General features: G+C 57.5%; 14 protein-coding genes. 8 read left to right on the top strand and 6 right to left on the bottom strand.

Annotation, left to right across the window (positions count from 1 at the left end):
• The first annotated feature begins 61 nt into the window (after positions 1–61).
• From FNL37_RS09600 to rluB, 8 genes are all read left to right on the top strand, one after another.
• On the top strand, positions 62–958 hold the full coding sequence (locus FNL37_RS09600) for a 3',5'-nucleoside bisphosphate phosphatase (RefSeq protein ID WP_159356192.1): 897 nt from the start codon (positions 62–64) through the stop codon (positions 956–958).
• 16 nt (positions 959–974) lie between these two features.
• The gene (locus FNL37_RS09595; RefSeq protein WP_015829710.1) at positions 975–1,604 is read left to right on the top strand and encodes an L-threonylcarbamoyladenylate synthase; all 630 of its coding nucleotides are present in this window, start codon (positions 975–977) and stop codon (positions 1,602–1,604) included.
• 32 nt (positions 1,605–1,636) lie between these two features.
• Entirely contained in the window at positions 1,637–2,275 is a 639-nt protein-coding gene (locus FNL37_RS09590) for a site-2 protease family protein (protein WP_013441751.1), read from the top strand.
• Between the two features lie 27 nt (positions 2,276–2,302).
• Complete coding sequence (locus FNL37_RS09585) at positions 2,303–3,505, top strand: tryptophan--tRNA ligase (protein WP_013441752.1); 1,203 nt, start codon at positions 2,303–2,305, stop codon at positions 3,503–3,505.
• A gap of 7 nt (positions 3,506–3,512) precedes the next feature.
• Entirely contained in the window at positions 3,513–3,845 is a 333-nt protein-coding gene (locus FNL37_RS09580; RefSeq protein ID WP_013441753.1) for a DMT family transporter, read from the top strand.
• Positions 3,845–4,627: a segregation and condensation protein A gene (locus FNL37_RS09575; protein ID WP_159355972.1), complete on the top strand. Its 783-nt coding sequence runs from the start codon at positions 3,845–3,847 to the stop codon at positions 4,625–4,627. The genes FNL37_RS09580 and FNL37_RS09575 overlap by 1 nt, the downstream gene beginning before the upstream one ends.
• A 4-nt stretch (positions 4,628–4,631) precedes the next feature.
• Positions 4,632–5,195: an SMC-Scp complex subunit ScpB gene (gene scpB / locus FNL37_RS09570; protein WP_013441755.1), complete on the top strand. Its 564-nt coding sequence runs from the start codon at positions 4,632–4,634 to the stop codon at positions 5,193–5,195.
• A gap of 74 nt (positions 5,196–5,269) precedes the next feature.
• Positions 5,270–6,358: a 23S rRNA pseudouridine(2605) synthase RluB gene (gene rluB / locus FNL37_RS09565; RefSeq protein ID WP_013441756.1), complete on the top strand. Its 1,089-nt coding sequence runs from the start codon at positions 5,270–5,272 to the stop codon at positions 6,356–6,358.
• 22 nt (positions 6,359–6,380) lie between these two features.
• On the opposite strand, the gene FNL37_RS09560 is transcribed toward rluB, so the two are convergent.
• The 6 genes from FNL37_RS09560 to FNL37_RS09535 form a co-directional block, all read right to left on the bottom strand.
• Positions 6,381–8,429 (bottom strand): bifunctional diguanylate cyclase/phosphodiesterase, encoded by a 2,049-nt coding sequence (locus tag FNL37_RS09560; protein ID WP_159355971.1) that lies wholly within the window; start codon positions 8,427–8,429, stop codon positions 6,381–6,383.
• Entirely contained in the window at positions 8,419–8,964 is a 546-nt protein-coding gene (locus FNL37_RS09555; protein ID WP_244948257.1) for a YfiR family protein, read from the bottom strand. The genes FNL37_RS09560 and FNL37_RS09555 overlap by 11 nt, the downstream gene beginning before the upstream one ends.
• Positions 8,943–10,895 carry a TonB-dependent receptor plug domain-containing protein gene (locus tag FNL37_RS09550; RefSeq protein ID WP_159355970.1) on the bottom strand — a complete coding sequence of 651 codons (1,953 nt, stop codon included), beginning with the start codon at positions 10,893–10,895 and terminating at the stop codon, positions 8,943–8,945. Before FNL37_RS09550 ends, FNL37_RS09555 begins: the two co-directional genes overlap by 22 nt.
• A 101-nt stretch (positions 10,896–10,996) precedes the next feature.
• On the bottom strand, positions 10,997–11,911 hold the full coding sequence (gene prmB / locus FNL37_RS09545; RefSeq protein WP_159355969.1) for a 50S ribosomal protein L3 N(5)-glutamine methyltransferase: 915 nt from the start codon (positions 11,909–11,911) through the stop codon (positions 10,997–10,999).
• On the bottom strand, positions 11,908–13,035 hold the full coding sequence (gene dapE, locus FNL37_RS09540; protein ID WP_159355968.1) for a succinyl-diaminopimelate desuccinylase: 1,128 nt from the start codon (positions 13,033–13,035) through the stop codon (positions 11,908–11,910). The genes prmB and dapE overlap by 4 nt, the downstream gene beginning before the upstream one ends.
• On the bottom strand, positions 13,028–13,396 hold the full coding sequence (locus FNL37_RS09535; protein WP_159355967.1) for an ArsC family reductase: 369 nt from the start codon (positions 13,394–13,396) through the stop codon (positions 13,028–13,030). Before FNL37_RS09535 ends, dapE begins: the two co-directional genes overlap by 8 nt.
• Positions 13,397–13,448 lie beyond the last annotated feature (52 nt).

Here is a 13,448-nt window from a genome sequence, read left to right as displayed (position 1 = left end):
TGATTCGTCTTGTGCCACAAGACTTTACACTTCATGTTCTTCATTGCCAGCCCGACATGGCGTGCTGCAAGATGTTTTCGAGACGCTTTTCTTGATTGATCTGCATAGCCACTCCACGGTTTCCGACGGTACGTTGACCCCGGCAGAACTGGTGCGCCATGCGGCAGCCCAGGGGGTGAGACTGCTCTCGCTGACCGATCACGACGATGTTGCTGGCCTGGAGGAGGCACGCCAGGTGGCGGATGAGCATGGCATGCAGTTTGTCTCCGGGGTTGAAATCTCGGTGACCTGGAAACGCCGCACCCTGCATATTGTGGGCTTGCGCATAGATCCGACCTACCAACCGCTGGTCGATGGCCTGGCCCGAATTCGGGCCGGTCGTCATATCCGTGCCCAGGGCATGGCAGCGAGCTTGCAGGCGGCCGGTGTCGAAGGCAGCCTGGAAGGCGCTTATAAGCACGCCAAAGGCATTATCAGCCGCACCCATTTTGCCCGCTATCTGGTCGAGGCTGGCTATGCCGCCGATACACGCAAGGTGTTCAAGCGCTATCTGGTCAAAGGCAAGCCGGGGTATTACGAACACCACTGGGCCGACCTGGATGAAGCACTGGGCTGGATTATCGAGAGTGGTGGCGTTGCCGTGCTGGCGCATCCCGGCCGCTATGATCTTGGCCGCACCAACATGCTGTTATTGCTGGAGGAGTTTCGGTCCCTGGGCGGCAGCGCGATTGAAGTCGTCACTGGCAGCCATACGCCCGATCAGTTTCAGGAGTTTGGCAAACTGGCACGGCAATTCAGCCTGCGGGCATCACTGGGGTCGGATTATCATGGCCCCGGCCACACCTATATCGAGATGGGGCGCTTGCCCGATCTCCCGCATGGATGCACTCCGGTCTGGCAGGATTGGCCAGAGCTGGAAAAACTTGCTCCCTTACCTTCTGCAGCATCTCCACTTTAACGACAGGCACGTCTGAATGGCCCAATATTTTGTTTTACATCCGCAGAACCCCCAGCCGCGCCTGATCGCGCAAGCCGTGGAGATTCTGCGCAATGGTGGGGTAGTGGCCTATCCTACCGACTCCAGCTACGCGCTTGGCTGCGTGGTCGGCAACAAGGACGCGCAGGACAGAATACGTGCCATCCGCGGCGTGGACGATGACCATTTGTTTACCCTGGTTTGCCGCAACCTGAGCGAACTTGCCGTCTATGCCCAGGTGGATAACAGCCAGTTTCGTCTGCTCAAGGCCAATACGCCGGGGCAATACACCTTTATCCTGAAAGCGACACGTGAAGTGCCACGTCGCCTCCAGCACCCCAAGCGCAGCACCCTGGGGCTGCGCGTCCCGGATCACGCCGTAACGCAAGCTTTGCTGGAAGCATTGGATGAGCCCTTGCTCAGCATGTCGCTGCAATTGCCGGGGGAGGAAGATGTCCTGAATGAAGCTTGGGAAATCCGCGACCGGCTGGAACACCAGCTGGACCTGGTGATTGATGCCGGTGCCTGTTCCGCCACGCCGACCACCGTGATTGATCTCACCGGTGACAGCCCCATATTGGTCAGAGCCGGTGCCGGGAGCCTGGCACCTTTTGGCCTCACTGAATAACGTTCCACTTTTTAAGGAAATCCTCGTTCGCCATGGAACTCACTTTCATCCAGAAAATTGCGATTTATGCGCTGCCCGTTATTTTTGCCATCACCGTCCATGAAGCGGCGCATGGCTATGCCGCCCGCTATTTTGGCGACATGACGGCCCATCAGGCTGGCCGCATTACGCTGAATCCGTTGCGCCACATTGATCCGATCGGCACCATCCTGATCCCGGCGCTCACCCTGTTTTTTGGTGGCATCCTGTTTGGCTGGGCCAAACCCGTGCCCGTGGATTTCTCGCGTTTGCGGCATCCTAAAAAAGATATGCTGTGGGTGGCGGCGGCTGGTCCTGCGTCCAATCTCATCATGGCCCTCATCTGGGCGCTGATCTGGAAATTTGCCCCTGCGCTATCGCCCAGTATGGCCGTGCCCTTAAGCCTGATGGCGCAGGCTGGCATCATGATCAATGTGGTGCTGATGGTGCTGAATCTCTTGCCACTGCCACCGCTGGATGGCGGACGGATTGCCGTCAGCCTGCTGCCCAACCACCTGGCGGAAAAATACGCAGGCGTTGAGCGTTATGGCTTTGTTATTTTGCTGGTGCTGCTGTTTACCGGGCTGCTGTCGCAGATCATGCATCCTTTCATAAACGCCTCGATCAGCTTAATATCTTGGCTATTCAAATAACAATTCACTTTTGGACTTCTAGACATCATGGCGGTTGAGCGTGTTTTATCGGGGATGCGTCCCACAGGCAATCTACATCTTGGGCATTATCATGGCGTACTGAAAAACTGGACGCGCCTGCAACACGAGCATGAATGCCTGTTTTTTGTGGCTGACTGGCATGCCCTTACCACCCACTACGACACCCCTGAAGTCATTGAGGAAAGTGTCTGGGAGATGGTGATTGACTGGCTGGCCGCGGGTGTGGACCCCGCCAGTGCCACCATTTTCATCCAGTCGCGCGTGCCTGAGCATGCCGAGCTGCACACCTTGCTGTCCATGATTACTCCGCTGAGCTGGCTGGAGCGCGTGCCTACCTATAAAGACCAGCAGGAAAAGCTCGCCAGCAAGGATCTCTCGACCTACGGTTTCCTGGGCTATCCGCTGCTGCAAAGTGCTGACATCCTGATTTACAAGGCCAGCCAGGTGCCGGTGGGCGAAGACCAGATTCCCCATATTGAATTCACGCGCGAGATCGCCCGTCGTTTCAATCATATCTATGGCCGTGAAAAAGGCTTCGAAGAAAAAGCCCAGGCCGCGATCAAGAAGCTGGGCAACAAGCGCGGCGCCCTGTACGAAGAGCTGCGCACCCGCTACCAGGAAAGCGGCGACGATGAAGCCCTGGAATCCGCGCGTGCCATGATTGATGAGCAGCAGGGCATGAGCCTCGGCGACAAGGAGCGTTTGCTGGGTTACCTCGAAGGCGGCGGCAAGATCATCCTGCTGGAGCCGGAATACAAGCTGACTCCGGCCTCCAAGATGCCAGGGCTGGACGGGCAGAAAATGTCCAAATCCTATAACAACACGATTTCATTGCGCGAATCGCCAGACGTGGTGGCCAAGAAGATCAAGACCATGCCGACGGATCCCGCGCGTATTCGCCGTACCGATCCGGGTGATCCGGAGAAATGCCCGGTATGGCAGCTGCATGAAGTGTATTCCGACGACAAAACCCGCGAGTGGGTGCAGCAGGGCTGCCGCAGTGCTGGCATTGGTTGCATTGAATGCAAGACGCCGGTGATCGAGAGCGTGCTGGAAGAACTGAAACCCATACAGGAACGCGCGGCGCAATATGCCGAAGACCCGATGCTGGTCAAGAACGTGGTGGCCGAAGGCTGCGAGCGTGCTCGCAAGCTGGCACGCGAGACCATGCGGGATGTACGCGAGGTCATGGGCCTGAATTACTCTTGAAGCAGATATGAACCACTGGCTTGCGCTTGGTATTGCAATTATCGCTGAGGTGATTGCCACCACGGCCCTCAAATCCACCGAGGGCTTCACCCGCCTGGTGCCCTCGCTCATGGTGGTGGCAGGCTATGGCACTGCGTTTTATTTCATGACGGTGAGCCTGCGCGTGTTTCCGGTTGGCATCATGTATGCCATCTGGGCTGGCGTCGGCATCGTGCTGGTGGCCATCCTGGGCTGGGTGTTCTACAAGCAATCGCTGGATTGGCCGGCCATACTCGGCATTGCGCTCATCATCAGCGGTGTCATCGTCATTCACGTGTTTTCGCGCGCAGTGGCTCACTGATGCAGACCCAGCTCGCAATTGACGTTCGTATCTATGGCGAGCAACTCGATACCATCCCGCAGGATCTCTATATCCCGCCCGATGCGCTGGAAGTTTATCTGGAGGCCTTTGAAGGGCCGCTGGACCTGCTGCTTTACCTGATCCGCAAACACAATCTGGATATCCTGGATATTCCCATGGCGGAGCTCACGCGCCAGTACATGGACTATGTGGAAAAGATGCGCGCTACCAAACTGGAGCTTGCGGCTGACTATCTGCTGATGTCCGCCATGCTGATCGAGATCAAGTCACGCATGCTGCTGCCCAAGCCCGCGGATATTGAGCAGGAAGATGATCCACGCGCTGAGCTGGTCCGCCGCCTGATGGAATACGAAGCCATCAAGCTAGCCGCCCAGCGCCTGGATGAGATGCCACAGGTCGGGCAGGAGATCGTGGTGGCACATGCCTATTTTGAGCAGATTGCCGTGGCAGGCCCGCCCGGCATCAGTTTTGAAGACCTGGTGGCGGCCTGGCAATCGGTATTGCAGCGAGCCAGCCATTTTCAACACCACCGGGTCGGCCGCGCCGAACTCTCGGTGCGCGAGCACATGAGCCTGGTGTTGCGCCGATTGCAGCGCGATAGCATGGTGGAATTCATGGACCTGTTTGATGTGGTGAATGACGGCCTGCCCAAGCTGGTCGTGTATTTCCTGGCGATACTCGAGCTCGCGCGCGAAGGGCTGATCAAGATCACCCAGCAGGCTTCATTTTCGCCCATTTATTTGCAAGCACAGGAGCGATAGCGTGTTGCAGGAACCGCTCAATACCGCGCAAATGAAACAAATACTGGAAGCCGCCTTGCTCACCGCCGGGCAGCCGCTTTCGCTGGACGAGTTGCTGCGCCCCTTTGACGGTCGCATGGAGCGCGCTACCTTGCGCATGCTGCTGGATGAGCTGAAGGCTGACTGGCAGCAGCGCAGCATGGAGCTGGTGCAAGTGGCCAGCGGCTGGCGCTTTCAGGCGCGTCCGGAGTTTTCGCTGTATCTTTCACGCATCAGTCCCGAGCGCCAGCAGCGCTACTCACGGGCTGCGATGGAGACCCTGGCGATTATTGCCTATCGCCAGCCGGTGACACGCGGTGATATCGAGGAAATTCGCGGCGTGGCGGTCAACCCCAACATCATGCGCCAGCTGATCGAGCGCAACTGGATTGATGTGGTGGGCCAGCGCGATGTGCCGGGGCGGCCATCGTTATATGCCACCACCAAGACCTTTCTGGATGACCTCAACCTGCGCTCGCTGTCTGAATTGCCCGCGATGGAGAACTTCAGCCAGCAGGATATTCTGTTTGAGCCGCCGCAACCCGAGTAGCTCCTGCAAGTTTTAATTTTTTAGCGCTCTGGTTGCCCGTATAATAAGCACTTAATTATTCAGGCAAGATTCAGATGGCACGTCCCTTCAAACAGCAACGCAACCCCGGCAATATCAAACCCACTGCTTCCGTCAGTACCGATCCGGATGCAGTGCCACAGCGCCTGCACAAACTGCTGGCGTTGGCAGGCCTGGGCTCACGTCGTGAGATGGAAGAGCTGATCCTGAGCGGCCGCATCACCATCAACGGCAAGGTGGCCGAGGTAGGTGCTGCCGTGGTGCCTGGCGATGTGGTGCGCTTTGATAGCCGCCCGGTGCATCTGCCATTTGAGGCCGAGCTGGCCCAGGTGCTGATCTACCACAAGCCTGAAGGCGAAATCGTCAGTCAGGATGACCCGGAAAAACGCGCTACCGTATTCGACAAGCTGCCACGTGTGCGCGGTGCCAAATGGATTGCCATTGGCCGTCTCGATATCAATACCTCCGGCTTGCTGATTTTCACTACCTCAGGCGAATTGGCTAACCGCTTCATGCATCCGCGCTATGAAGTGGAGCGCGAATATGCCGTACGCATTTTTGGCGAGCTGACCGAAGGTGAAATGCTGCAGCTGACGCAAGGCATTGAGCTGGAAGACGGCCCGGCCAGTTTTGACAGTATTCGCCCCCAGGGCGGTGAAGGTGCCAATCACTGGTATCAGGTTATTCTGCGTGAAGGCCGTAACCGTGAAGTGCGCCGTTTGTTCGATGCTTTCCAGAAGCCGGTCAGCCGTTTGATGCGCGTGCGCTTTGGCCCGGTCAATCTGCCACCACGCCTGAAGCGAGGCCAGATGCTGAATCTTGATCCCAAGGAAGTGCTGGGCTTGCTGGAGTGGGCTGGCTTGCCTTTGCCAAAAGCGCCGTTGCGTCAGCGTACCGCGCGTGAAAAAGAGAAAGCCGGGCAGGTATTTACTCCTAAAGCCCGCCGCGCAGCGCCTGAACGTGAGCCACGCGCTGAGGGCACAACAGGCCGTCCAGCCTATGGAGCTCGCCCGGATGCAGCAGGCCGTGCCGATGGCAGAAAAACCAGCACCAGCCCGGCGCGCAAACCTGCGCAATCACGCCGCATTCGTCAGGATGCGGATATCCCCGCGCCGCGTTCACGTCGCCCTGCCACCAAGCGTTAAGCGGGCTTTGGCAAGACCTTAATTAAGCCATATCCCGGCCGAGCTGCTGGCAAATCAGCCGCTCGGCATCGTCTGCCGTCACCGGTGGGCTGAACAGATAGCCCTGGATTTTTTCGCAGCCATTTGCCCGCAAAAATTCGGCCTGGGCTTGCGTTTCCACCCCTTCCGCCACCGCACTCAGCTTGAGTGTTTTTGCCAGTGCCAGTATCGCCTGGGCAATGGCGCTGCCTTCCGGATCATCGGGCAAGCCCTTGATGAAGCTGCGATCGATCTTGATGGTATTGATGGGGAACTGCCGCAAATAGCTCATGGATGAGTAGCCGGTGCCAAAGTCGTCAATGGCGATATCCAGCCCGGCCTGCCGCAGCATGTGCATTTTTTCGATCATTACGCTGGACTGATCCATCAGCACGCTTTCCGTCAGTTCGATATTGAGCAGTCTGGCGTCAAGCCCGACCTTGTTCACCATATTGACGATGTTCTGCACGATATTCGGGTGGTGGAACTGGCGACCTGAAAAATTCACATTCATGATCAGACCGCTTGCGTAGCGTTCCTGCCAGGCTTTCGCCTGCAGGCAGGCGGTTTCCAGTACCCACTCGCCAATCTGCATGATGAGCCCGGAGGCTTCGGCCAGCGGGATGAAGACATCGGGGCGTATATTGCCCAACTCCGGCTGGTGCCAGCGCAACAGGGCTTCGAAACCGACGATCTTGCGGGTTTCCAGCGCAATGATGGGTTGGTAGTAAAGCTCCAGCTCATGTCCTGGCAGGGCTTTTTGCAGCATGGACATCAGCTTTTCCTGCTGGTGCGCTGAGTCTTCCAGCTCACGCGAGTAATAGCGGAAGGTGTTTTTGCCATCGGCCTTGGCCCAGTACATGGCAGTATCCGCATTGCGCAACAGCCCGGATACATGGTCGGCATCGGCGGGGAAGTTGCTGATGCCTATGCTGGCACCGACAAATACCTCGTGCGCGTTAATGACAAACTTTTCCGAGAACAAGGCGATGATGGCGCTGGCGGTGGCGTCAATCGCCGATAGCGGCTGATCGCGCAGGATAATGGCAAACTCATCGCCGCCTATGCGACAGAGGATGCTGCCCGGCACCAGGGTTTGCAGTATGCGACTGCCAGCCTCCCGCAACAGGCTGTCACCGGCCAGATGCCCCAGGGTATCGTTTACGCTCTTGAAGTTATCCAGATCAATAAACATCAGGTAGCAGCTTTGCTGGCGCTGGGCCGCATGTTCCAGCATCAGCGTCAGTTGTTCATTGAAGAAATGCCGGTTGGGCAGGTGCGTGACCGTGTCGTAGTAGGCGAGTTTATCCAGCTGCTCTTCGGCCAGCTTGCGTTGCGAGAGTTCATCTTCCAGGCGCTTGCCATGGTTGTACAAGCTCAGCAGCATGCCGTCTATGCCTTTGGCCAGGGTGCCGAATTCGTCACGCCGCGCCATGTTTGTACGCAAGCCGTAGTTCTGCTCGGCGGAAACGCGGCTGACAAAGGTGGTGAGCGAACTCAATGGTTCGGTAATCAGCAGATTGAGCCGTGCCGCAATCAGGCGCGCAGCCAGCATGGCAAGCAGACCCGCCATCAACACCACCAGGGCAAACAGCCCCAGGCGCGCATTCAGCTTGTTGAGATTGATCTCGATATACAGAATGGCCAGCGGCTTTTGTTCCAGTATCAGTTCATAACGCCGGTTCATGCGATGCAGCCCGGTATAGGGGATGCGAATATCCGGAGCATCCGGATTCGCTTCCTTGGCGTAATGGCTGAAGCGGCTACCGTTGTAGAGGTAGACTTCGGCGCGATTGATGCTGGGCACCAGTCGCAGGCTGGACAGTATCTCGTCTGCGGTTTTTTTGTCTTCAAATGCCACCGCGGCGCTGAGGTTGCTTTTCAGAATCTCGGCCTGGGCATTGAGGTCATTCTCGATATCGGTCAATGCGCTCTGATACTGAAATACCAGCATGACGGCAAACACCACGATCAAGGCGGTTGCCGTGACGATGAATTGTAAAATCAGCAGCTTGGTGCGTATCGAGCTGATGTTGAAACCTTTATGTGCCATCGTCTTCCTTGCGTACGGTCTTGGCCAGCCTCAGCAGTTTGGAACTGATGGTGACGTTGGCGCGCCTGGACTGCACCAGGTCCACATTAAAGCTGAGGCGTTTGTTTTCCACATTCATCTGAATCATGGCCTGGCTCTGGCTGCCTTCACCTACGATCAGCACCGGGCTGCCTGCCAGCCTTGTCAGCATCTGACGGGTGCCGGAGTCCGTGGCCTTGCCTATGTAAAGCAGCTGGCATTCGTCGGTGTCACGCTGCATGGGTTCGATAATGCGCAGGGTACGGCCGTTGATCTGCTTGCTGGCGAGCAGGCGCACATTCACCAGCGTGGCCTGGCCGGGCAGCAGACATATATTGAGCGTATCGCGGCCATTGTCCGGCCACTCGGTAAATACCGCGAAGTTATAGAGGTAGGCGGCGCGCATATCGCTGATCGGGATCACATCCTCTCCGTGGCTGCGCAGGATGGGCAGCAGGGAGGCAGCAAGCAACAGGAACGCGCGGCGGGTCAGCATCACTTGAAGTCGTAGATGCATTGCAGCCAGAAGGTGCGGCTGTTCTGTGCGATGCGGTCGGGAAGCATGTAGCTGGAAGCGGCCACGGCGTAATCACGATCCAGCAGGTTTTTCAGGCTGGCCGAGACTTCCAGGTTGGGGATCACCTGACGCGATACCAGTGTCAGGTTCACCAGTGTGTAGGAGGGCAGGGTAGCCCGGCTATCGTCCGGGCGCTGCCCCATGTACAACACTTCCAGGCCGGAATTGAGGCGCGGCCCGAGAAGCGGATAGGAAACACTGCTTTTCGCCATGTGGCGCGGCGAGTTGATCATCTGCTTTCCGCTATCGTCGCGGTTATCCTGCCAGGCATAGCTGGCGCGCATATAGGCACCATTGTCCCAGTGCTGTTCCAGCTCGATGTCGGCGCCACGGGCATGGCTGTCTGGCCAGTTGAAATACTGCAGGGTGTTGCCATCGACGTAGGTTTCGCCGATGCGACGCTGGGTCTGATAGTGGTACAGCGAGCTCAGGATGCGGATATTGGGCAGCGGGCGATGTTCCAGCACCAGCTCATAGGCTTTGACCAGCTCGTTTTTCAGGTCGGGGTTTTCGCGCTGTATGGTGCGGTCGCTGTAGTACTTTTCGTAGACATTGGGCCGCCTGAACGCGGTGGAGTAGGAGGCTTTCAGCGTCGTCATGCCACTGAGCTCATAGGCCAGGCCGGCGCGCGGCGAAACCTGGTGCAGATGATCATTGCCCAGGTCCAGCCGGGCGCCATAATTCAATGTCAGCCGGGGCGAGATACTGTATTCATCCTGAATATAACTGCTGACCGTCTGCGTCTGGCGATGCAGGGTGCCTGTCGGCAACTCGAAATCCTGCTGATAATCCTGGCGATACTCCGCGCCCATGAGCAGGCGATGGCCGGCAAAGCGCGTATCCACGAACTTGATATCCGTGCCCCACCAGCGGCCGATCCCGCGTTCGCTGAACAGCTCGCCGTCATACATGTAGCGGCCAGCGTTGCGGTATTGGCCGTAATAGGTACGCAACGACATCTTGAGTACCGGGCTCAGCGTGTCATCGTATTTGAGATTGAGGAAGCCACTGGCGTCGCCCAGGCTGCTGGGTTTGGCGTTGAAATCCGCACTGTAGGCGGCCGTGGGGTCATCCTTGTAGCGGGAGACGTAGCCGCCTTCCAGCGACCATTGTTCGTAACTGCCCTTGATGAAGTAGCGGCGATTGCGTTCGCCATCCAGATCACGGGCCACGCCATCGCTGCCGCCGCTGGCAAACTCCTTGAAATACAGGTTTTGCCCGGCGCTGTAAAAGGTGGAGGCGGACATCAGCACATCCGCCCCGTTATCCAGCACTTTGCCATAGGTAATGCGCTGTTTGCGTCCCTGATAGCTGGAAAACTCGGTACTGACCTGGGTGCCGTCAAATTGCTGGCCGGTTTTGGTAATGATGTTGATGATGCCGTAGAAGGCACCGTTGCCATAGGTCACGGACCCCGGCCCTGATACATATTCCACGCGCTCGATCAGTTCGGTATCCAGCAGACCATCCTGTCCGAGGTATGCCGAGTTGTAGAGGTTGTCATTGGCCTGAAAACCATCGATCAGCAGCATGACGCGCCCGGGATAATCGCCAGTGCGGCCGAATCCGCGGCCACCCATGTAGTCATACTGGCGGTCATTGGACACTTGCAGGCCACGCATGCTGGCGAGGATATCGGCCAACGTGCGGTAACCGAACAGCTTGATGTCTTCAGCCGTCACGATGCTGACGGCGGAGGACGACTGGCTGATCTGCTGCGAAATGCTGGCAGCCGTCTGCACATCCGTTTCCACCAGTTGTTCCAGCGGGATGTCAGTGATATCGCCGACGGCCAGCGCGGGGCCTGGCAGTACGGCAAGGCTGCCAAGCAGGCAGGCCATGAGGGAACGGCTTGAGATCAGGATATGCATGCCAGATAAATCGTGAGGTACAAACAGCTTGGGCTAGCGCAGCGTGTGGAATGCGGTAGCCTTTTTGTCGTGTATGGCCTGATCCTTGAGGTTGAAATCAATTAAGCGTTGGCGGGCAGGGGGAGCTGCTCTTTGCTGAGCAGAAACACAAACTCATTGCCGGACTCCACTTCCAGCCAGGTAAATGGCAGGTCGGGATAGGCTTCATGCAGGGCATCGCGGTTATGGCCGATTTCCACGATCAGCAGGCCACCGTCATTCAGGTAATGCCAGGCTTCGCGCAACAGGGTGTGGGTATGCTCGAGGCCATCAGTACCGCTGCCCAGCGCGATCTGCGGTTCGTTGCGGTACTCTTCCGGCAGTTGTGCCATGGAGGGGGCATCGACATAAGGCGGATTGCTGATAATGAGGTCGTAAGTCTTGCCTTGCAGCGCGCTGAACATATCGGACTGGATGGCCGTTATCTGATCCTGCAGCCCGTAGTTGGCGATATTGATATTGGCGACCGCCAGGGCATCGGTGGAAATATCCACCACATCGACTTCGGCATTGGGGAAGGTGTGCGCCAGCAACACGCCCAGACAGCCACTGCCAGTGCAGATATCGGCTGCGCTTTCCACCATTTCAGGGTAATCAATCCAGGGTGACAGGCCATCTTCCAGCAGCTCGGCGATGAAGGAACGCGGCACAATGACGCGCTCATCCACATAGAACTTGAAGCCCTTGAGCCAGGCCTCGCGCACGAGGTAGGCGGTGGGCACGCGCTGCTCTACACGGCGTTCCAGCAGGTGCGCCAGATGCTTGCGTTCGGACTCCAGCAAGCGGCTATCCAGAAAATTATTCAGTGTGTCGTGCGGAAGATGCAGCGCGCTCATGATGAGCCAGACGGCTTCATCATAGGCATTGTCGGTGCCATGGCCAAAGAAAATGCCGGCCTCTTCAAAACGGCTGACGGCGAAGCGCAGCCAATCGCGGATGGTGATCAGCTCTTCGCTCAAACGAGGATAGTGGGTCATGTCAGCAGGGTTTCCATAGTCAGGCGGTAGGCGTCTTTCAAGGGCTCGATATCGGCCACGCCTACGCATTCATTCAGTTTGTGGATGGTGGCATTCAAGGGGCCGAATTCAACGACCTGGCTGGCAATATCGGCAATGAAGCGGCCATCGGAAGTGCCGCCACTGGTCGAGAGTTCCGGTGTGACACCAAAGGCGGTTTCAATGGCGGCGCTGATGGCTTCGACCAGCGTGCCCTTGGGCGTGAGGAAGGGCTTGCCGGAAAGCTCCCATTGCAGATCGTATTCCAGTGCGTGTTTGTCCAGAATGGCATGCACGCGCTCGCGCAATCCTTCTGCCGTGCTGGCCGTTGAAAAGCGGAAGTTGAACAGGATGGTGACTTCGCCCGGCACCACATTGGTGGCGCCAGTGCCGCCGTTCATGTTGGATATCTGCCAGGAAGTGGGCGGGAAATATTCATTGCCGCTATCCCACACGGTATCGGCCAGCTCCTTGATTGCCGGTGCTACCAGGTGAATGGGATTTTTGACCAGATGCGGGTAGGCGATGTGGCCTTGCACGCCCTTGACGACCAGTTTGCCGGATAGCGAACCGCGGCGGCCATTCTTGATCATGTCGCCGACGACCTTGCTGGAGGTGGGTTCGCCGACGATGCAGTAATCAATCAGCTCGCCGCGGGCTTTCAGCGCCTCAACGACCTTGACCGTGCCATGAGTGGCAATGCCTTCCTCATCCGACGTGATCAGAAGGCCAATCGAGCCTTGATGGTCAGGGTGCTCGGCGACAAATTCCTCAATGGAGGTAATAAACGCCGCCAGCGAGGTCTTCATGTCGGCCGCGCCGCGTCCATACAACATGCCATCCTTGATGGTGGGCTCAAAGGGCGGGGTATGCCATTGGTCGACCGGGCCGGTAGGCACCACATCGGTATGGCCTGCGAAGACCAGTAGCGGGCTTGCGGTGCCGCGTCGTGCAAAGAAATTGTCGACATCGCCAAAGCGCATGCGCTCAATTTTGAACCCCAGCGGTTCCAGCCGTGAAATCAGCAGCTCCTGGCAACCCAGGTCTTCTGGCGTGACCGAGCGCCGGGCAATCAGGTCCTGGGCCAGGTCTAGGGTTTTACTCATGGTTCAGCAGCTTTCCGTAGGTGGATTCATCGAAACCCAATGCCAGCAGTTTGCCATCAGCAACCAGAACCGGGCGTTTGATGACGGAGGTTTTATCCTGCATCAGGCGTATTGCAGAGGTATTATCGGTGACCGCGGATTTTTCTGCTTCAGGCAGATTGCGCCAGGTCATGCCGCTACGGTTGACCAGTTTTTCCCAGGAGGTTTGTGTCAGCCATTGCTGCAGGGTGCTGGCGTCTATTCCCAGCTTTTTGAAGTCATGGAATTCATAAGCCACCTGGTGTTCATCCAGCCAGCTGCGTGCTTTTTTCACGGTGTTGCAATTGGGTATGCCGTAGAGTTTCATCTGCCTGTCTGACATCAAATAATCAAATATCGATTTTAACAGCCCGGCCCTGGCTTTAGGCGGGCAT

The sequence above is a fragment of the Methylovorus glucosotrophus genome, from assembly GCF_009858335.1.
Taxonomy (GTDB): Bacteria; Pseudomonadota; Gammaproteobacteria; order Burkholderiales; family Methylophilaceae; genus Methylovorus; species Methylovorus glucosotrophus.
The sequence above is the reverse complement of the archived record's forward strand: the minus strand, read 5'-3'. Positions and strand labels throughout refer to the sequence as shown.